This window comes from Gluconobacter sp. ESL1110, assembly GCF_058107395.1.
Genome location: NZ_JBYLUK010000008.1, coordinates 78,207 through 97,145, shown reverse-complemented (window position 1 = coordinate 97,145; position 18,939 = coordinate 78,207). Strand labels below are relative to the sequence as shown.

Below are 18,939 nucleotides of genomic sequence, written 5' to 3'. Positions count from 1 at the left end.
CCTTTGTCTTCATCTGATGCATCTCGGTGCATTTATAATCTCCCTGCGACTCGGACAGAGTTTGCAAGTTTTGCAACAGTCCCATTCAGGAGTCGTTGAGAGGTTCGTCTGCCCCCCCGAGAGCCACGCAGTGATCTGGTCTCTGTACGTCTGCGGCATCTGCTTTGCATACCGCATGACCATTCCAATCGTTTCCCATCCGCCTTCGTCCTTCAGTCGAAGAATGTCGCGGTGCAGGCAGTAATGCCACGTCGCCCATGTATGGCGGAGATCGTGGGGGGTGAATTCTGGCACGAAGGTATGGCGGGTAGAGGTAGGGCCCTTGGGGGTCCATACTCTCATCTGCCCTAGTAGTCCTGCTCGACGGCGGGCGGATGCCCATCCTGATTTGATCTGACCTTCGCTCGTTCGCCCGTTGTTGTGATAGCGCTCGCCAATGACCTGCTGAGGATCTGCTCCTGGCGTTAAGCGCCTTATCTGCATGGGCCGAAAAACATGACCGCTTCGATGCGGAAGCTTTTGAAGGGCGGCTGCGACAACGGCTGGTAAAATCGACGCGACGTTGTGTCTGCTGTTTTTGCCAGACAACGGCCTGGCGATGGGGGAGGTCGACGTCTTTCCACTCCAGGTCGAGAGCCTAGGACATTCTTACTCCGGTTCCGACCAGGAAAATCAGGATTGGTTTTAGGTGAGCGGCGGCGGATGCAATTAGGCGCTCCACCTCTGTTGGCTTCAAATAGGTTGTGCGAGGCTTGGGAATTTTCGGGGCATCGAACACGGGCCGGTCGCACCAGCGACGGATCGCGGCGAACTCGAGTACGGCTCTCAGGGGAGTAAGAACGCCTCGCATTTTTGTTGCGGGCTTGGCGTTGATGCCGTCCCGCAGGATTCTCCGATATGCTTCGTCCAGCGCGCCCTGGTCGATGTGGATCAGGCGGCTGGTTCCGAAATGCTGTAGCAAGAGCCGTAGATAACGTTTTGTATTCTCTGAACGCTCATCGGCTTCCAGGTAGGCGGCTACCGCATGGGCGAATGTAACGACCGACTTCTTGCCATAGACGCTCTCCTGCCAGAGTTCGGCTTCTCTTTTGGCGCGATATTCTTCTGCCCTTTTGGGGTCAGAAGTGCCTGTGCTCTCGCTAACGCGTTTTCCGCCGACGGTGCCGCTGAGGTAGAGGCAGGACGTACCGTAACGGTTGACGATTTTGAGGGACATTCGAGACTCAGCAGTAAGCGGTTAAAATCATCACTATGAAAAATGTAGCGATTGGACCAGCGCCGATGTGTTGGACCGTTGTCCCATGATGGAACGGCTTTCAGGTGGATGAGGATGTCCTTAAGGGTGAATACCTGAGGTAGGGGCGCGATCTCACTCATCGCCGTTCCTCCGCATCCACGGCGCTTCTCAGCGTATCTCCCATGGCACCGCTGTTTCGCTTGGTGTCCTTTTGGGTCATGACCAAAAATCCGGTAGTGCAGCGCCAGATATCGCGCCCGTTACGCTCAAGCCAGTTCATGCGCTCGGTATCCGTCCTCTGGCTCATGCCGGGTCTCCTGCGGGCTTGAGCGCCTGAGACTTCTCGAACTGGTCAATGGCTTGTTCGACCATGATTTCTGCTTTTGTTAGAGCGTTAATGCGCTCTTGAGCCATCAATATATTCCGCTGTTCATCTGCGATTTGGATGCGGATAGCTCTGGTAGCAGCTTCCATAACATTCTTATCTCGCATCATACCCCTCCATCGCGCGTCAGCATCAAGCCATAGCTGCTTCGTTGGGTCCTGTAGCAGTAGCAGGGTTTGCGGCAATTTCTGCGGCGGTAGTCGGGTACGAAACATGGAAGTCTATCAAGGACCCTAAGCAAGGGCCGGAAAATAAGTTTGCCACCGGAGTTAGAAGGTTTTTGGGTTAGGATGCTGAGCCCGCTCAAAAAGCATGGCAATATTTCCGGGGCCAAGGATGGCCGCCACAGCAGGCATCAGGGATTGTCGCCAATTTAGACCGTGAGAGCGCATTCGTCTCTAACCGCCCTGGGGATAAGAACAAGAAGACGGGCCAGTATGAGGCTTACGGTCTAGCGCAGTGGCATCAGCCGAGGCAGGACCAGTTCAAACGTTTGTACGGGCATGACATCCGTCAATCTACCGATGACGAGCAGCTGGCTTTTGTCCAGTGGGAGCTGACGAACGGTGGTTATGCAGGTGCGGGGAAGGCGCTGCGGGGCGCACGATCTGATCGTGAGGCCGCAGCTATCGTCTCCAAGCTCTACGAAAGTCCCAAGGATCGGGACAATGAGGCCTCGATCCGTGGTGACATGGCCGAAAAGTGGGGGCGGCGGTTTGATGCCCTTTCTCCTGGACCCGCTGAACTCGGCTGTTGGTAACTAGTAGGGTATCGTCACTGGCGACACCCATGCCCTAACTAGTCTTTAGGGTATCCGGAGTGGGTTGATCAGGATACAGCGGCGGTCGGGAGGGACTGGCTCGTGCGCTCGCGAACGTCCAGCACTTCAATCCCGATCAGCGACCCCTTGGCATCGTAATCGAGCATCACACCGGGCGAGACCTCTCGGGTTTCGGCCGATTTTGCGCCTTCGGGTCCGACCCAGATGAACATGGCGTCGGTTTCCGGATCGTAGTTGATTCTGACCATGGCCTCGGTCTCCTCTTCTCAGCATCCCTGTCCGGGAAAACAGTAAGCACCACTATATCAGATCCTTCAGGCCAATGGACAACACGAAGAATTCGGCCACCCAACTCCGGAATAGCGCGGTAGGAGCGGACGCGGGCAGGGTGAACGGGGTCGACTTCTCGCCATTCGGGGTCAGCAACAGTGTCTTCCACCCATTCTACCCTGATGCCGCGACGCTCCATGGCTTCTAGGGCATGAGGCCGAAAAATCAGGGACGCGGCAGTTCGATAGCCTATTACACCGCATACGCGGCAACTCTGGGGTACACTGTCACAATCACGGAATTCACCTCTTCACGCTTCGGAAAAAAAATTGGAAGCAGATTTGGTGAAGATTCATGGAATTATACTTGGCAGATTAATGTCCCGGAGTTTTCCATCAGTCATCTCCAGTTCGGTGACGTGTTCGGAAAGGCCTTTGCATCGTGGGGAACTACGGTTCTTCAATGTGAACTAAACCGATTAAAGCCAGCGCATACCATTCTTCTTTTTAATTACAGCACAGACGACGCTTAAGGCGACTTGTTCTATGTTTTTTCTGTATCGGAGAAAAAATGGACCTCATCATTGGCGCTAATACCGTTCCTGCGTCTGGGCGCGATGTCATGCCCACGACAGGAACGCCTCAATGGGCGACGGACGGCAACCCGTCTGCCAGTCCGTCAATCCCCGCAACAGATTTTCCAGCGTACCATTACAACATGGTCATTGCGGAGCTCTACAATTTGATCTTGGCAGCCGGACTCACTCCGGGCGGAACGAATTGGCAGCAGGTCAGGATTGCTGCGCAGAAGCTGGGTTTGATAGGGGCGTATTCCTCTACCTTGGCATCTGAGATTGGAGGATACCCTAAGTTCGCCGTCATTAATTACGGTGGGATAAATTATCAGTCTCTTGTGGATGAGAACTTATCCGTTCCTGGGGAAGATGCGACCAAGTGGCAGGTATTCTGTAGCGGGACTTTCGTCGTGAACGGCGACTCTTGGTATAACATTGATCTTTCTGGGCGAATAACGCAGGGGGGACGAGCGAATACAAATTCAGGCGGAAACCTGGTCTTAACGTTCCCTTACACATTCCCGGCTGGGGTGCTTTACCAAAATGCACAGGATTCTAACGCAGCAACCAACTGGGCTCTTGGGACTTTTGCGGTATTAGTCGGAAATTCTCACGTTATCCCATCTCAGATGCAGTTATTTACGACTGTAATCCAAGTATCTGCATCCGGTAACAACCCGACTGTAACTTATTTCAGCGGGAAAACGGTCACGTTTGACTGGATTGCGGTAGGAAAATAAAATGAAATTCTCTAAATCCACTAGCGGGTTTTACCCCGATTCAGGCTACGCGGGCACACTGCCGGCGGACGCAATCGACATCTCCGATACGACGTATGCGGCCCTTTTATTGGCGAATGCACGAGGTGCAACAATTCAGGCGGCAAGCGACGGGACGCCCCAGGCTGTTACCCCCTCGGGTGCCATTGTTGATCTTTCTACCGTAACTGCAGAGAGCAATTTCGCGGCTCAGTGAGGTAGTCATGAAAATCTCGGCGCCCGAAAGGACTGTCGGCACGATTCCTCCAGTGTCGTTTCAAGTTAGGGGTCTTTTCCCGCCCTTGAATCTACGTTGGCCTTCAGCAGCCCTAAACTCGGGTGCCGATTACAGCATCGACTTCTCGAGGAAAATTGGCGCGGGCTGCAGAGTTGTTCAAGCAGCCGCACAGGCTTTGGGGGCATCAACGGTCTGGGTTTCGATTTGCGATAACATCGTGACCGTCTGGTTAATATTGACCTCATTTGGAGATCAAATTGTTGCGGTCTCGGTAAAAACTGATACCGGGGCAACATATACAGAAAACGTTTCAATAGCGGGGCTAGCGAGTTTTTGCTTTTTCTCTCCCGACACTTCTGCGCTGCCACCCAATGCCTTTCTCCTTTCTAATTCAGTTTTCGTCCAAGACGGGACGGGAGCACAACCTCTGATACTGGGGTGAACAATGTCGACCGCACAACTGGCGTCTGATCCGGCGCTAAATATCAAAACAGGCGAGCTGACAGATCTGCTTGTGGTTCTACGTCCCGTTCTGGCCAGTACCGGGCAAACGACCTACGCGCCGCAAAATATAACTACGGCCGATTGGTTCTCTTCAGTGTTCTTGACGGCACTAGCGACGATCTGGGATGCGCTACCAACGGAGGATGGTACAAACTCTCCATTCTGGGTGGATGTCAACACACTTCGTCGAACAACGGGAGGCGGTGTGGTGTCCGGTACCCCTCTATCCGCCACCGCGCTGCAGCAGTCTTTTCGTAATCTTTATCCTGTGGTGCCAGGATCTGATCCGGGCGTAGCTGGCGAAGTCTTCAAGCCAGGCGATGGCTTCGTGCATATGTCTGAAGGAAGCTGACATGAAGTTTTCCCTGCGTATCCTTCTGGCGGCTTTGGCCACTTGTTTTGTGTCTAGTGTTCTGGCGGCCGACGTGGTTCCAAACCACATCCGACATCCTCTTCATGCTTCGACCGTGAAGGTGCTGGCCCCAAAATCTGTTGTTCGTATGGGGGTCGCGGCAACCGCATCGAGCGCCGGATCATATGTGCCTTTGTATGCCAATGGCGGTCTATCCAATACAAACGCAATCGCAGGTCTTTCATGGGCAGCGCTACTCGGCGATACTGCTACCTACGCGGACAACTCCGTCCAGCAGGCGGACGTTGGCTCGACGGTTGCGGGGCTGGATAGCTCGGGGAATGTCACCGCACCGGTGGCGGGCGATGTGAGCGCGGCGAAGGCGACTGCGACGGGATCAACCTTCTCGCGGAGCCTGAGTACCCGCGCTGTCGACACCATCAATGTCAAAGACTTTGGCGCGACTGGCGATGGGAGCACAGACGATACGGTTGCTGTGACTGCGGCCTATACCAAGGCAAATGCTCTGCTTGCATCAGGATCGTCCGTGACGATCCTTTACCCGCGCGGGACATATGTGCTTGGATCGGTGCCTGTCATCAGCGTTCCGGATGGCCTTACTGCGGGTATCGTTGGTGGCGAAGGAAATGCGATTCTAAAACTGACGACGACGACAAGTCCCTTGTCGATACACGATGCCTCAACTGATGGTAAAAGCGGACATGCGTTTTCCGCAAACTTTACAATTATCCCACAAGTTTCGGGCGGAAACGGAGCGGAGATTGTTGCAACACCGCGCGCATCCGGCGGGTCAGGTTTTGCACCGTCCATCCATGACATTAGATGTGTTAATACGAAAGGTGGGTCCACGCTTTATTCTTGTGTGAAACTTTCAGACGTTTCAAATGCAAGCGTTCGAGATGTTAGCAACACTGGTCTAAGTAATGGTACAGGAATACCAAGTCAGGGAACAGATATTTGGATTTATACGACTCCAGATCCTTCTGGTGGCACTAATTATTCAGTCGATAATAATTTTTACTCTATAAATCAGGTTGGGGGATTCGCTCTTCTCAGGACGGATAACCATGTCGAGGGCGTCCACATTACGGATGCGACCAATCTCGCAAGTTCGTATGGTGTCTATTCACCAACGCGGATTGGCGGTGGTGGTCTCCTATGGCTCAGCATCACGAGTTCCCATCTGAATGATTATATTGCCGGTGCCTATGTCGAGAACGGTTCAGATATCAAAATTGTTAATTCATTGCTCTATTCCACGGGGAGTTACACGCCAGCGTCTTCTGCAATACTTCCAGTAAACTATTCTACTGTTAAGGGGATGCTGTCCGGTGCTTCCAGTGCATGGGGTGGAGTATGGTGCATGAACTGCGGTAGTTCTAGCGTGTCGAGTTCAGATTTTTATGGTTTTCTGCGCTCGGATCAGGCCAGCATTGGGATAGGTTTCTACGATTCCGCACTTACTGATTCGACTGGGGCGACTATTTCTGGTCCGACTTACGAATGGGGAAATTCCGTCTCTGGTAATTCTGTACAAGCGACAAATGTTTGCGGTATTTACGCATCTTCTATTTACGGCAAAATGACTGTAGGTGGAAACATGCTCAATACAACCGGAGGGAGCAATTCCTCATGTATAAAATCTACATCTGTGGCGACTTATGGTAATATACAGGACTCTTTCGCCAAAGACGTTTCAGTCATAAATAACATTTTTCACGTTGCAGCAGCTGATTCCTGGTTTTCCGGCAATGTCAATTTTTCACTCAACTCTTCATGCTCTATCGCAGGAGCTCAAGGGTTGGGCACGTGCTGGAACCACAGCACTGGCGCGGAAGTCGATTTTATTGACACGATCGGCTCTTCCGCGAACGGAGGGTTTGATTTTTACACGGCGTCGTCTGGCGGATCGATTCAGCAAGCTGCCGGTAGTGCGATCTTGTCTGTCCGCACCAATGGCATAACAGCGCGCGAACCTGTAACGGTGACTGGATCTGTTACGGGTACCGACTTGATCGCGACTGACGCAACAACGCCCACCTCGTCGACTGCCTGCAAGCAAGGCGAGATGCATTCGGACGACAATTACCTCTACGTCTGCACCAGCGCGCTGACCTACAAAAAGGTGGCGCTGAACGAGATCAACTGACAGAGCCGCCCTCAGAGGCGGTTTTTTTATTGGAGGGGCCATGCCCGATGAAGTGCTTGAGGCACCTGGAACGATCTCCACGCTTCAACGTCGCCTCAGAGCTGCTGAAGATACTGCACTGCGTCTTGAGACCCGGCTCGATGCCGTTGATGCCAAGCATGATGATCTCAGAGCTGAGCTCAAGGCTGAGCTGCTGGACGTCAGGCGGGAGATTAACCTGATGCGGGACCAAATTCTGATCAGTGTGCAGGATCTCGGAAAAAAGCTGGATGACACGCGCTCGCTACGTAGCTGGCTGATCGGCGCCCTGGCTGCAGGAGGCGGAAGTGTCGGCGCAGGTGCTGCCGTCTCGTTCTGGCACATTCTCAAGACAACCTATCCGCAGTGGCTGGGATGATGTCATGATAATCAATTCGTCTTACGGCCTTGATCCCGGGCAGGTGAAGCAGTTCATCGTCGTTCCGACACTCACGGCCATGGGTAGCCAGTTCGCGAGCCTCGCGGCCGTCAATCTCTGCCTAGGAATTGCTATGGCCGAGAGCCGGTTGCGCTATAAACGCCAGATCACGAACTCGGGCTTCGGTCCTGCTCGCGGACTTGCCCAGATGGAATCGGCGACCCACGATGACTGCTGGACCAACTGGCTGAATTTCCCGGCTCAGGCGCAGGTTGCAAAAGTTATTCGCGGCCTGATTGGCAACCTGACACCGAATGCAGATCTGATGATCTCCAATGATTCCTATAATTTCGCATTGGAGCGAATCAAGATCTACCGGGACAAAGAGCCGCTTCCGGCGTGGAATGATGCAGTAGGCATGAGCCGGTATCACAAGCGTGTTTATAACACGTCGTCCGGAGCTGCTGATGCAGACGCCAACGTGGTGCATTTCAAAGCTGCAATCGCGGCTTGACCCGATTTCCCGCTTGGCGCGTGCGCTCAGCGCTGGCTAAGGCGGATACTCTTTCTAGGAAAACAAAACATGGATTTCTCGACGCTTCTCAGCGCCGTGCCGCACAAGTACGAGCTGTACGTGGCCCTGTTTATCATCCTCTGCAAGCTGGTCACGGTGTTCGTGAAGCCGCCTTCGTCTAATTCGAAAGTAGCGTGGCTGTACCAGATCGTCAGTCTGATCGGCCTGAACGTAGGCTGGGCGGCCAATCGCCTGCAGGTCGGTAAGACCGGTGTGATGGTCGCCCGGACAGATGCTGACGAGGCCAAGGCCGCTCTTGCCCAGGCGAATATTCCGCTGGCCTCTCCCAAGCCGACCGATCGCCCTTCCTGACCGAAGGAGGCAGGTCTTCCTGCCAGACCGAATGTCTTTCTCGCCGCCCTTGAGGCGGTTTTTTCATATCTGGAGCTTTTCCATGCGCCTTCGTAATCGCTTTGCCGTTCTCGGCCTCTCCGCCATTCTTCTTGGCTCTACTGTTGCCTGCACCACGACTGGCAGCACGACCACGTTCAACACAGCGGCCCTCAATAAAGATGCGAGCGCAATCGCCTATGCCGTGCAGGTCATCGAGACGATGCCGGGCGTGGTCGATCACCTCTCTGCCGAAGACAAAGCCAAGTTCGACAATCTTGTTTCTCAGATCAAGAGCGTCACCGCCTCGATTGAGGCCAGCTCTGACGGCTCCATCACGGTCAATACAGGCAAAGACTGGGCGAAATCCCTTGGTACGGACCTCAACACGCTGCTGACGATCGCGGCCCCGATTGTGTCTGTCTACTACCCGTCCGCGTCCACCTATCTGAGCACGGTTCAGGCAATGATTCCGCTGGTGGAAGCGCTGGCCGGCGTGACGGCTGCTCCGTACGCCGCTCCTGTGGATAGTCCAGCTCTGCTGCGGGCTCGCATCTATCAGGGTGTCTAAGCGCCTCACTCATAACCAACGGCACAGGGGAGTGGCTTCGGCTGCTCCCCTCTTTTTTTGTTTCTGGAGCAAGTGAATGACGCTCAAACTCGGCAAAGGCGCGCCTCGACATGACGCCCGCACCTACAAACTCGGCCCCGTCCTGGCGGTCCGCCTGCCAGATGTTCCTGCCAGCAAAGACTGGTCTGCCAGTGTCCCCTATCAGATGTGGGGCAACGACCGCTTCGGCTGTTGTGCGTTCGCGGCCTATGCGGCTCTGACGGCAACGTGGACCAAAGCCGCTCAGGCGCTTGTCTTACTGACGACGACGACGGTTCTGTCAGCCTATGCCGAGGTCACGGGGTTCAATCCGCAGACCGGTGGGAACGACAACGGCACGATCCTGCTGGACCAGCTCAATCACTGGCGGCGTGAAGGTCTGCCCCGTCCGGGACAGCCGGGGCGTGATTACCTGACGGCGTTCGGCTCGATTGCTCCGACGGACGTTCAGGGAATCAAGCGGGCGATTGCTTATCTCGGGGGTGTGTTGGCAGGCGTGCAGGTTCCGCGCGGCTTCATGTCGATCGGTCTTGGCGAGACGTGGGATCTTGCAATGCTATCTGGCGCTGATCTGGATCCGGAGGGTGGCCACGCGATTGCACTGACCGGCTACACAGCTGACGGTGTCTTCTTCAACACATGGGGTACGCGGACATTCATGCCCTGGGCGACGTTCACGCAGATTGCAGACGAGGCGTACGGGCTCCTGTCTCGCCAGAACTGGCTGTCGATCCCCGGCACGTCTCCGAACGGCGAGGACTTCGACGCGCTCCTGGCGGAAGTGAGGGCCGCGTGATTTGCGAACTTGCGCAAATTCGCGCTTTTCGGGCTCCTGTCCCTATCTGCCTGCTCGGCCGGGACAAGTGCGCCAACCACAATCAGTGCGGCAATCGCTGGCGTTCAGTCTCTTCAGGCCATGACCGTCTCTTACGCGTATGGAAATGAAGTCACAGCAGCACTCGGAGAAGGTTACAGCTTCTTCCTCGGAAGGCCAGTCTCCGCCAGTGAGCTTTCGACAGCACAGGCGACGATCGCTTCCGGCATAAGTCTCGAGGGCATTTATAATCCCCTTTCACAGTCCTCTGAAGCCTACACCCAGTACCGGAACCTTTATGCAGACTGGGGCCAGGTCCCTCCCACCGATAGTCAGCTACAGATCGTGGGAACCGCCCTGTTTCATCTTCAGAGAGCCTGGGTCATGACGCAGGCGCAGACATCTGCGCAGCTTCAGGCTGAAGTCCAGCAATATCAGGCGCTTCCTGCAGCGGCGACGTTCCAGGACTATATCAGCGCGCTTGCTGTCTCTCAGGACCAGGCAACGGATCTGACAGCCAGCATGCGCGCAGAGCCCATGATGGAGGAAGCCGATACCGTTGCGGACGTTGATAATCTCTCCTCGCAAGGGGGAGAAGCCGTCCTGACTGCCGCCACAAATCAGGCCATTATCAAGACCGTTCAGAAGCTGGACAAAGACGACCCGACCCCGCCTTGTAATGATGGAAACAAATTCCGCACGACAATTCCGAAACCGGTCGACAATATCGGTCTAGTTACGTCAGCCAATGTCCTCTGGTCGCTTGTAAATCAGAAAGACTGGCCGGATACGTATAAGACCAATGGTATCACCTGGAACGATGCTGGCGCTGGTAACAACCTGTCCAAACAGGGTCTGCCTTACGAAGCCTATGTTCAGCAGAAGCTGAACAACTGGCGTCCGGATGGCGGCTATGTCTGGCTGCAGGATCATCGCGGGAACTGGCCAACATTCGATCATTGGAACAAAGACACTTTTGACGCTGTCAGCGATAAGACCCTCAACACAAAAAGGGACAGCTACCAGGATCACCCCCCAGAAATTAAGTGGCAGATCTGGGCCGACATGAAGAAAATGACCCTGTATCAAACAGGGAATAGCAGGACGTCTTCAAATTCATATGTTCGGTTTACTCAAGATCAAATTAAGTCTTATCGTTTTGAGCTGGCTGTCCGGTCTGAGGACACGACCGAAGCCCAGTGGGAGCAGATCTGTCAGGCCTATCGTGGCGCAGCGGCCAAGATGGCAGCCTACACTCCGAACGGCGCGAAGCCTCTCACTTTTGAGATTGATGAAATCAAATGACCCAGACCTATTTTACGCCCGAACGCATCCAGTGGCTTCATAGTAAGCAAGTCAACATCATTATGTCCCCGAGATTTTTGGTGATTGAGTGCATAGAAGTCTGGGGTGGCGGCTATTTTTCACGTACGGGTTGGAGTACGCATGCTCCCAAAGATGCTTCTCCTCACTGGATTGGAGAGAATTTTCGCAGAGCTCTTTTATCCAGTGAGTATTTCGCCAATCTCGCGAAAGATCCGCCGGTAGACCCTGCGGATCGTGCTGTAATGGAGAAGGACTCTAACGTGCGCCGTTTGGCTTTCTGGGAAGAGGTTGCCTCGACTTACGGCTATAAGAAACGTGAACAGGCAGGGTCCTGCTGCGATATGGTCTTTGCCCAGTGGCACTATCTTGTGGACGATTTTGTTATTCTCACGCCCAGCAAGCGAACCACTGGCGGACACTTTGCCTGGCCATCCAATACAAAGCAGCATAAAGAAAAAGTCATGCATGTCCCTCTGTCTGTCTCAGATGAAGACCTGGGACTGGCGGTTCAGGAGGCACTCTCCCGATGTGAAGTCCCCAAGCGGCAGACAGTCAATATGCTCAAGCGCTGATGGTCCTGTGGTTGGTCGGCTATTTCAAAAAACAATGTCTGCTTTCGGCGCAACGTAACAGCTATCTAATGACCGACATGAGGCGAAAGCAGTCTTCACCAACTCCGAGCCCGAACAATCTCATCCAGTCGCGTCGTGTAGCGTGCAGATAGCAACGACGCCCTTGGCGTCCAGGTGCGACTTAACCCCGTCGATGATGGCCGCAATGAGCCGCTCCCAAATCGCGCATTGATCGCGTCCATGGCAGCCATTGCTGCATTGGATAGCTCCGGCGCCCGTGCTGCAAATAACCCACCCTGGCCCCCTGCTGGCCGCAGATCAGTCAACACAACCCCGGCTTTGAAATATCGATATCCCGGCAACCAAACGGCCTGAGCCAGATTGGTTGCATGACGGATCAGGTCTCGGGTGTCCGAAGTCGGTTCAATGCCCGCGCCTACATGTTTGGCGTACCAAGGATCTCCATTGTGCGGGTTAGTCTGCATAAGGATGGAGAGGTGTGCAGCCTCCAGTCGCTCGGCGCGCAACTTCTCCGCAGCCCTGGTGGCATAGTGCGCCACAGCTTCACGGATTTCGGGCCATTCCGTCAGCAGCCGGCCAAACGTTCTGGTGGATGCGATAGATTTCCGAGTGGCTGAAATCTCGGACAGAGCCAGGCACGATTGCCCGCGAAGTTCAGCCTGCACGCGGGCCCCGACGACAGTGAGTAGGTTGCGCGTTGTCTTCGGATCGAGGGCCATGAAATCCGCCACGGTTTCAATACCCATGGCCCGAAGCTTTTGTGTGGTCTGTCTTCCAATCCCCCAAACCTCATTAATGCTGGTGACGGCGTACCACTCAGCCCGGATATGCGGATCTGTCAGATCACATAGACCTTCCAGTCTTGCGTGATCCTTTGCTAAGCCATTTGCCAGTTTGGCGATGGTCTTTGTCGGCCCCCACCCAACGCAGGTTGGGACTTTTGCCTGTTTCCACACGGCGTTTCTGATTTCGCGGCATAGTTCGTGAAGATCCCCTGGGAGGCCGGTTAACTCGAGAAACATCTCATCGATCGAATATGGCTCGACGGACGGAACGCGAGACTGAAGAACTTCGTACATGCGCCGCGACATATCGGCGTACAGAGCGTAATTGCTGGAATACCAGACTACGGACTTTGCTTCGAGGCGCTTTCGGGCGAAATGCCAAGGGTCGCCCATCTTGATGCCAAGCGCCTTTGCCTCCCGCGTGCGGGCAATCGCGCAAGCCTGTCATTGTTCGAGAGAACCACGACAGGCTTGCGCTTCAGGCCAGGTTCAAACGCATGCTGGCATGAACAATAGAATGAGTTCCCGTCGATCAGGCCGTAGATGGGCATCAGACGTCCGTGCGAACCAGGCCGGTCGCCACGGCCCAGATCGAAACGTCCGCATCGTCATCCACTTGCACAGGCTGCATTGCGCCTGACGGGCGTAGTCACCAACCGTTAGGACGTTGTGTCAATTCACAGACGCGCAGTTCATCCCCGACGCTGGCAACGACGACGACACCGGCTCGTGGTGCCAGGGCAGAATCTACGACAAGGATATCGCCGTGCCTGATCCCTCGTCCGATCAGGGCATCACCTTCGACGCGGACGGGGTAGCGACTTGGCTGCCGTAGATCCAGAGCCGCCATCAAGTCGATGGTGCCCTCGATATTGTCTGCTGCTGGGGACGCAAAACCCGTCGTCCGCTCGCCTTGATACGCCATGTTCTCCTCCCGATATAACGGAACAAAAAGAGAACGAAGTGGACCGCGTCAAATGAAATCTGAGAGCAAACAATCTTGTTTGGCGATTTCAGGTAGTTACGATTTCAGCTTTCCGCCGCCGAGAGATCACTGCAACCAGATACCCTCGGCGACTACGCTGCATCGCGTGCAGCCACACTGAGGCCACCTGCAGTCATCCCGCAATTAATTATGTCTTTATATTTCTGACGTGTTTGGGAGCGCGAACTATTGAGGATTTCTCAATAGTTCAACGGTCAAAGAATCCTTGACGACTGAACTTGTAAGAGATGCTGATGAGTTGCCGTGGGCTAGGCAAGTCTCACATCTCTTAGGAACTAAGAATTGCAATAACTGCGCAAGTTTGAAACTATCACTCCAATAAACCAAACGAAAACAGCTATTTATATATGATACTTGTCTCCCTTCACACGGGAGGGGTCACAGGTTCAATCCCTGTCGTGCCCACCATTCGAATTCTCCTAAAGTCCGTAGTAATTTTTAGAACATACTCTTCTGATCTATATTTACAGATCATGTATTGTTCAAAGTGACGGCAGATATCGCTCCGTTTATAAAATTTTATGTTTCAAATACCTTCAAATGTAATAGAAAATTCAATTTTCTCCCAAACTTTCTGTATTTTCTAAAAATTCGTTTCTTTTTGTTTTAATATTGCCCTGATTCAGCTTTCCCACTCCAGCGTTATTATCCGCAGGAGGACCATATGAATAAAGTCGTTAAAATCGGTACGGTTATCGGACTATCTCTCGCTCTTTCCGCCTGTTGGGGGCCGGGGCCAGGTGATATGGGCTACAGCGGCTATCATGATCATCATGAAGGTGGCATGGATGGGCCCGACAATTATAATCAAGGTGATGGCAGAGGCGGCCAAAATGACAACATGGGCAATGGCGGCTCAGGCGACAGAATGTGATTTTAGGAGCCCGGCTCAAGCCGGGTTTTCTTTTACCCTCAAAGTCAGCTTTTTCAAGAATCGCAATCTGAGCCGTACTGTACAAAAAATCCGATCAAGCCTCGCCTGACAGTAGCATCAAGCAAGCTGGGAACGGCCTTCTTGAAACAATATTTTCCAATGATGAATGAGGCTGGGCAATGCGGCATAGCTGAATTATCTGGCTCAAAATCTTATGGTTTATTCCAGTCTGGCGGACTGGATCTTTTGCTGAACGACTGGGTTTTCCGATTATGACTTCGCCATATGGGCCTGGGCTACGTCATTCTTATGCCGAGGACGTCTACGCCTTTCTGATCGGCTGCTCCCTGATCGTCATGGGACTGATGTGCCTTCACAAGGCGGGTCTTGTCACGGGAGGTGTTGCAGGCATTGCCCTGCTACTGTCTTATCTTCTACCTGTGACACCAGGAAATCTGTTTACAGCCATCAATATCCCATTTCTTCTGTTTGCCATCCGGGCAATGGGGCCGCAATTCGCGCTAAAGACAACGATTGCGAGCTTTGGGATTACAGCACTTGCCCGCCTGATCCCCAGCGTCATGACGCTTTCTTCCATTCAGCCTCTCTTTGCAGCTCTTTTTGGAGGAACCGTGATTGGTATGGGAATTTTGTCTCTGGCACGCCATCAAGCGGGCGTCGGCGGGACAGGCGTTATTACGCTCTGGCTTCAGAAAAGCCGCGGCTTCAATGCCGGTCGGGTGCAAATCATGATTGATGCTGCCATTCTGGCTACATCCGCATTCTTCCTGCCGTGGGAAAAAGCATTGCTCTCTGCCGTAAGTGCCATAGCCATGAGTAGTGTTCTCATGGTCTTTCACAGGCCCGGCCGCTACATTGGGCATTAGAAAAAACTGGTTTTTCAGGAAAGATGAACAGCAGGGCGCTCCTGTTTCTCCAATACGGTCGATGAGAGTGCCACCCGATTTCGTCCGTTGGCTTTAGCCTGATAGAGGGCCACATCTGCCTGGGCCAACAGAACGCGAAACTTCACATCATCCGTAAACAGCTGGAACGCAACACCAATACTGACAGTCATATGAATGAACGTATCCCCGTTTACCGGGATGAGAATTTTCTCAACAGACAATCGGATCTTTTCAGCCAGACAGGTCGCTTCTTCACCCCTTTCAACTGAAATGGTAATCGCAAACTCTTCCCCCCCCTAAACGACCACAAATCTGATCATCAGACAAAATATCCGAAATTGCTTTTGCAACGGCTTCCAGAGTGTTATCGCCCACAAAATGACCGTATGTATCGTTAATCCTTTTGAACTGATCAATATCCAACATCAGGACAGCAATCCCTAACGCCGATTTTTTTCTTTTACTCTCAATAAAGGACTGACTTTGCTCAAGGTACGCCTGACGACTGAGAACTTTTGTCAGACTGTCCCAGGTAATTGATTGATTGAGGCGATCCACCAAAGCTCGCTGTGTTGTCATGATCGCAGTGACTGTTAACGGACCAAGAACCAGAAAAGATAATCCCAGGCGGAAAGAAACAATGCCACCAAGATGCGGATACATCTGACCAAAGTTCAGAAATCCGGCCTCGACGATCCCCATTACCGCGACATTGAAAATCAGGACGATCAGACACAGCGGTAAAACCGTGTAACTCAAGGCACACCAAAGAAGAGCAGGAACCGGGAAGGCTATGGCTCCCGGGCCGCCCGTAATTGTTGCCAGAACAACGGATATGACCAAACTTGCCACCGGTGCGATATTCATCTTTCGCAGAGCGAAAATCTGACGCCATTGATAAAAGGTCTGTCTGGAAAACCATTCCCGCCCTGAAAAACATACGGGCAGCAGAACAAGGTGCCGATTAAGTTCACTGCTAAACCACAGGATAAAACGGCTCCATGCCGTAGTTCCGGGAAGAGACATTGCAAGCAGCGTTCCGACCGAAGCAGATGCCGCTGCGGCTCCACTGCACACCAGCAGAAGAGAAAGCACGGATTTAGGGCCGATCAGTCCATTTCCATCCTTCCTAAAAATTCCAAAAAGCAGATATCCGGCACAGACACCCGCCAGATTGGCAGTTCCAAGCCAGACATTGATCAGAAATCTGTCCCCCATGACCCAACCAGCCAACAGGTAGCCAACGCAGGCTCCCAGCCAACCAGACAATCGGTCAAGCTGGCGATAGGTAATCATGATCCAGAGCAACAGCGCATTTGCTGGCCATATCTGGGCAAGCTGACCAAAATGTCTGGAATAAATGCCCATTACAGCAGCAGAGAATACAATTCCACCAACAAGCAATGCAGGAGTATATTTTTCTGCGATGCGGGACAACATACGGCTTTAAATTATTCCTGAGATTAACGAATAACAGATCGAATACATGCCAATAAAGTTTTCAAAACATTAAAGTATTGGATCAACATAAACAACCGACATTTCACGCTACATAATAGGTTGCAGAATCTTAACATAAAGAAAAATAAATCTTAACGAATGAATCCTGAATTCACGCTCCCTCTGAAGCAGCAATAAAAAACCTCTCAATTGCTCATCGCCACCTCTACAGGAGTAGGTCGGTCGAGAAAATGTGAGTGTTGAGAGCATTTTTTGCCACTGCAACGTCAAAGTCCCCGCGTTTCCTGCTGCACAAGTCGAAAATCTGAATGACAGACCATAAAGGAGGCGGACTTGCAGAAAAATACTCAGGACTTTCATTCCTCCATCCGCGCATTTCAGAATGGAAAACCGCTGGAAACAAATATCCCTGCGCGTCTGGACCGGCTGCACTGGTCCCGGTTTCATATGCTCATCGTCATCGCTCTGGGGATCACATGGATCCTTGATGGGCTGGAAGTAACCGTCATTGGTTCTCTCGGACCATCCCTACAAAGAGCAGATACGCTCCACCTTAGCGCCGAAGGCGTTGGTCTTGCCTCTTCTGCCTACGTAACAGGTGCAGTCCTCGGGGCTCTTGTTTTTGGCTGGATGACAGATCGACTGGGACGCAAACAGATTTTCTTCCTGACACTCGGACTGTATGTCCTTGGTGTAGGTGCATCCGCCTGCGCATGGGGGACGGTTAGCTTCGCTCTTTCCCGCATGGTGACAGGTCTCGGCATTGGCGGAGAATATGCCGCAATCAATTCAGCCATTGATGAACTGGTGCCCGCCCGTCTGCGCGGGCGTGTTGATCTCATGGTCAATGGAACATTCTGGGCAGGTGCAGCCCTTGGGGCCTTGGGATCCATAGCCCTTCTAAACACCACTGTTTTCCCCGTTGCCATTGCATGGCGGGTCTCCTTTGCCATCGGAGCCATGCTTGGCCTCATCATTCTTTTTCTGCGAGCCTTTGTTCCTGAAAGCCCTCGTTGGCTGATGACACATGGCCGCATACGGGAAGCCGAAGCCATCGTTTCCAAAATGGAGGCCCACTCATCAGACCTTGAAAGCAACAGTACGCTCCCAAAAGTTCTGATCTATCCCGCAGGCGTTTTCATGCCACTGGATATGATCCGGATCATGTTGAAGGATTATCGCGGCAGAACATTTTACGTTCTTGTTTTGATGATTGCACAGGCTTTTCTCTACAATGCTGTGTTCTTTACCTATGGAATGGTTCTAACCACTTACCTGTCCGTCCCTACAGGGCATGTGGGTTGGTATATTCTTCCTCTGGCTCTTGGAAACCTCCTCGGACCACTTCTTCTGGCACGATGGTTTGATACGATCGGTCGCCGTCGCATGATTGGAACAAGCTACGCGCTTTCGGGGTTGCTCATGATGATGGTGGCCTGGGCCATGCACGCCTCAATATTGACTGCAATTAGCCAGACACTGGGCTGGAGCGCCGTCTTCTTTTTTGCATCTGCAGCAGCTTCTTCTGCCTATCTGACCGCCAGCGAGCTTTTCCCACTTGAAATGCGCGCTTTCGCGATCGCGGTTTTCTATGCACTGGGAACATTATTTGGCGGCGCGGCAGCCCCCGTGCTTTTCGGATACCTGATTGAAACGGGTCAACTTGATTCCGTTGTTGCAGGATATGTTTTTGCAGCCGTTCTTATGATTGGCGCCAGTATTGTCGCGTGGATTTTCGGCGTTGATGCCGAGAATAAATCTCTCGAAGAGGTGGCTCCGCCGCTATCGAGTTTTCGATCCCATATGCAATAAACGGCTACCATCCCGGGCCACTCAGAGAAGAAGGGCCGGCCCCAGTGCCCATCCCTGAGCCAGCCCCGAAACCGGAACTCATCGACATGGCCCCATGGACCTTTCCATCTTTCTGTAAAGCAGATGAGGGATCTGTTCCCGAGCGGTCGCTTTTGACGGGCCTCAAAAGATCTGCCCGGG

Annotated in this window: 25 protein-coding genes and 2 pseudogenes; 16 read left to right on the top strand and 11 right to left on the bottom strand. The window is 53.1% G+C overall.

The features are described from left to right. Window positions 1-9: 9 nt before the first annotated feature. From AC3B6F_RS09100 to AC3B6F_RS09085, 4 genes are all read right to left on the bottom strand, one after another. Window positions 10-342: a tyrosine-type recombinase/integrase gene (locus AC3B6F_RS09100; RefSeq protein ID WP_489824114.1), complete on the bottom strand. Its 333-nt coding sequence runs from the start codon at window positions 340-342 to the stop codon at window positions 10-12. 295 nt (window positions 343-637) lie between these two features. Beyond that, on the bottom strand, window positions 638-1,216 hold the full coding sequence (locus AC3B6F_RS09095; protein ID WP_489824113.1) for a hypothetical protein: 579 nt from the start codon (window positions 1,214-1,216) through the stop codon (window positions 638-640). A gap of 157 nt (window positions 1,217-1,373) precedes the next feature. Further along, window positions 1,374-1,544, bottom strand: a complete 171-nt coding sequence (locus AC3B6F_RS09090; RefSeq protein WP_489824112.1) for a hypothetical protein — start codon at window positions 1,542-1,544, stop codon at window positions 1,374-1,376. Further along, window positions 1,541-1,837 (bottom strand): hypothetical protein, encoded by a 297-nt coding sequence (locus AC3B6F_RS09085; RefSeq protein WP_489824111.1) that lies wholly within the window; start codon window positions 1,835-1,837, stop codon window positions 1,541-1,543. The genes AC3B6F_RS09090 and AC3B6F_RS09085 overlap by 4 nt, the downstream gene beginning before the upstream one ends. A gap of 98 nt (window positions 1,838-1,935) precedes the next feature. On the opposite strand from AC3B6F_RS09085, the pseudogene AC3B6F_RS09080 reads away from it, so the two are divergent. Beyond that, window positions 1,936-2,382: pseudogene (locus AC3B6F_RS09080) on the top strand (phage tail tip lysozyme); the annotation flags it as partial. Between the two features lie 68 nt (window positions 2,383-2,450). On the opposite strand, the gene AC3B6F_RS09075 reads toward AC3B6F_RS09080, so the two are convergent. After that, window positions 2,451-2,651, bottom strand: a complete 201-nt coding sequence (locus AC3B6F_RS09075) for a DUF2283 domain-containing protein (RefSeq protein WP_489824110.1) — start codon at window positions 2,649-2,651, stop codon at window positions 2,451-2,453. 47 nt (window positions 2,652-2,698) lie between these two features. Next, window positions 2,699-2,899: pseudogene (locus AC3B6F_RS09070) on the bottom strand (DUF4258 domain-containing protein); the annotation flags it as partial. Here AC3B6F_RS09070 and AC3B6F_RS09065 point away from each other — a divergent pair. From AC3B6F_RS09065 to AC3B6F_RS09010, 12 genes are all read left to right on the top strand, one after another. Continuing rightward, window positions 2,885-3,205: a putative phage tail protein gene (locus AC3B6F_RS09065; protein ID WP_489824109.1), complete on the top strand. Its 321-nt coding sequence runs from the start codon at window positions 2,885-2,887 to the stop codon at window positions 3,203-3,205. The pseudogene AC3B6F_RS09070 and the gene AC3B6F_RS09065 overlap by 15 nt on opposite strands. A 38-nt stretch (window positions 3,206-3,243) precedes the next feature. Then, window positions 3,244-3,987, top strand: a complete 744-nt coding sequence (locus AC3B6F_RS09060) for a hypothetical protein (RefSeq protein WP_489824108.1) — start codon at window positions 3,244-3,246, stop codon at window positions 3,985-3,987. A gap of 1 nt (window position 3,988) precedes the next feature. Next, window positions 3,989-4,222, top strand: coding sequence for a hypothetical protein (locus tag AC3B6F_RS09055; protein ID WP_489824107.1), 234 nt, complete (start codon window positions 3,989-3,991; stop codon window positions 4,220-4,222). A 466-nt stretch (window positions 4,223-4,688) separates the two neighbouring features. Continuing rightward, window positions 4,689-5,099 carry a hypothetical protein gene (locus AC3B6F_RS09050; protein ID WP_489824106.1) on the top strand — a complete coding sequence of 137 codons (411 nt, stop codon included), beginning with the start codon at window positions 4,689-4,691 and terminating at the stop codon, window positions 5,097-5,099. Between the two features lies 1 nt (window position 5,100). After that, window positions 5,101-7,269: a hypothetical protein gene (locus tag AC3B6F_RS09045; RefSeq protein WP_489824105.1), complete on the top strand. Its 2,169-nt coding sequence runs from the start codon at window positions 5,101-5,103 to the stop codon at window positions 7,267-7,269. A 40-nt stretch (window positions 7,270-7,309) separates the two neighbouring features. Continuing rightward, window positions 7,310-7,666: a hypothetical protein gene (locus AC3B6F_RS09040; RefSeq protein WP_489824104.1), complete on the top strand. Its 357-nt coding sequence runs from the start codon at window positions 7,310-7,312 to the stop codon at window positions 7,664-7,666. Window positions 7,667-7,670: 4 nt separating this feature from the next. Further along, window positions 7,671-8,180: a hypothetical protein gene (locus AC3B6F_RS09035; RefSeq protein WP_489824103.1), complete on the top strand. Its 510-nt coding sequence runs from the start codon at window positions 7,671-7,673 to the stop codon at window positions 8,178-8,180. Window positions 8,181-8,249: 69 nt separating this feature from the next. After that, the gene (locus AC3B6F_RS09030; RefSeq protein WP_489824102.1) at window positions 8,250-8,552 is read left to right on the top strand and encodes a hypothetical protein; all 303 of its coding nucleotides are present in this window, start codon (window positions 8,250-8,252) and stop codon (window positions 8,550-8,552) included. Window positions 8,553-8,634: 82 nt separating this feature from the next. After that, complete coding sequence (locus tag AC3B6F_RS09025) at window positions 8,635-9,141, top strand: hypothetical protein (protein WP_489824101.1); 507 nt, start codon at window positions 8,635-8,637, stop codon at window positions 9,139-9,141. Between the two features lie 76 nt (window positions 9,142-9,217). Continuing rightward, window positions 9,218-9,976, top strand: a complete 759-nt coding sequence (locus AC3B6F_RS09020; protein ID WP_489824100.1) for a C1 family peptidase — start codon at window positions 9,218-9,220, stop codon at window positions 9,974-9,976. A 9-nt stretch (window positions 9,977-9,985) separates the two neighbouring features. Continuing rightward, entirely contained in the window at window positions 9,986-11,299 is a 1,314-nt protein-coding gene (locus tag AC3B6F_RS09015) for an endonuclease toxin domain-containing protein (protein WP_489824099.1), read from the top strand. Further along, a complete protein-coding gene (locus tag AC3B6F_RS09010; RefSeq protein ID WP_489824098.1) occupies window positions 11,296-11,892 on the top strand; it encodes a contact-dependent growth inhibition system immunity protein in 597 nt (198 codons plus the stop codon). Before AC3B6F_RS09015 ends, AC3B6F_RS09010 begins: the two co-directional genes overlap by 4 nt. Before the next feature lie 95 nt (window positions 11,893-11,987). Here the strand turns inward: AC3B6F_RS09010 and AC3B6F_RS09005 are convergent, their stop codons facing one another. The 3 genes from AC3B6F_RS09005 to AC3B6F_RS08995 all read right to left on the bottom strand — a co-directional run bounded on the left by AC3B6F_RS09005 (window position 11,988) and on the right by AC3B6F_RS08995 (window position 13,623). After that, window positions 11,988-13,091 carry a Y-family DNA polymerase gene (locus AC3B6F_RS09005; RefSeq protein WP_489824097.1) on the bottom strand — a complete coding sequence of 368 codons (1,104 nt, stop codon included), beginning with the start codon at window positions 13,089-13,091 and terminating at the stop codon, window positions 11,988-11,990. After that, window positions 13,040-13,249 (bottom strand): Y-family DNA polymerase, encoded by a 210-nt coding sequence (locus AC3B6F_RS09000; RefSeq protein ID WP_489824096.1) that lies wholly within the window; start codon window positions 13,247-13,249, stop codon window positions 13,040-13,042. The genes AC3B6F_RS09005 and AC3B6F_RS09000 overlap by 52 nt, the downstream gene beginning before the upstream one ends. A 98-nt stretch (window positions 13,250-13,347) precedes the next feature. Then, complete coding sequence (locus AC3B6F_RS08995) at window positions 13,348-13,623, bottom strand: S24 family peptidase (protein WP_489824095.1); 276 nt, start codon at window positions 13,621-13,623, stop codon at window positions 13,348-13,350. A 745-nt stretch (window positions 13,624-14,368) separates the two neighbouring features. On the opposite strand from AC3B6F_RS08995, the gene AC3B6F_RS08990 reads away from it, so the two are divergent. Further along, window positions 14,369-14,578, top strand: a complete 210-nt coding sequence (locus AC3B6F_RS08990; protein ID WP_489824094.1) for a hypothetical protein — start codon at window positions 14,369-14,371, stop codon at window positions 14,576-14,578. Between the two features lie 272 nt (window positions 14,579-14,850). Next, window positions 14,851-15,465 carry a YitT family protein gene (locus AC3B6F_RS08985; RefSeq protein WP_023942366.1) on the top strand — a complete coding sequence of 205 codons (615 nt, stop codon included), beginning with the start codon at window positions 14,851-14,853 and terminating at the stop codon, window positions 15,463-15,465. 14 nt (window positions 15,466-15,479) lie between these two features. Here AC3B6F_RS08985 and AC3B6F_RS08980 read toward each other — a convergent pair whose 3' ends face one another. Continuing rightward, window positions 15,480-15,725 carry a diguanylate cyclase gene (locus tag AC3B6F_RS08980; protein WP_489824498.1) on the bottom strand — a complete coding sequence of 82 codons (246 nt, stop codon included), beginning with the start codon at window positions 15,723-15,725 and terminating at the stop codon, window positions 15,480-15,482. Between the two features lie 22 nt (window positions 15,726-15,747). Beyond that, window positions 15,748-16,581: a GGDEF domain-containing protein gene (locus AC3B6F_RS08975; protein WP_489824093.1), complete on the bottom strand. Its 834-nt coding sequence runs from the start codon at window positions 16,579-16,581 to the stop codon at window positions 15,748-15,750. 699 nt (window positions 16,582-17,280) lie between these two features. Here AC3B6F_RS08975 and AC3B6F_RS08970 point away from each other — a divergent pair. After that, window positions 17,281-18,759, top strand: coding sequence for an MFS transporter (locus AC3B6F_RS08970; RefSeq protein WP_489824092.1), 1,479 nt, complete (start codon window positions 17,281-17,283; stop codon window positions 18,757-18,759). Window positions 18,760-18,939: the final 180 nt, after the last annotated feature.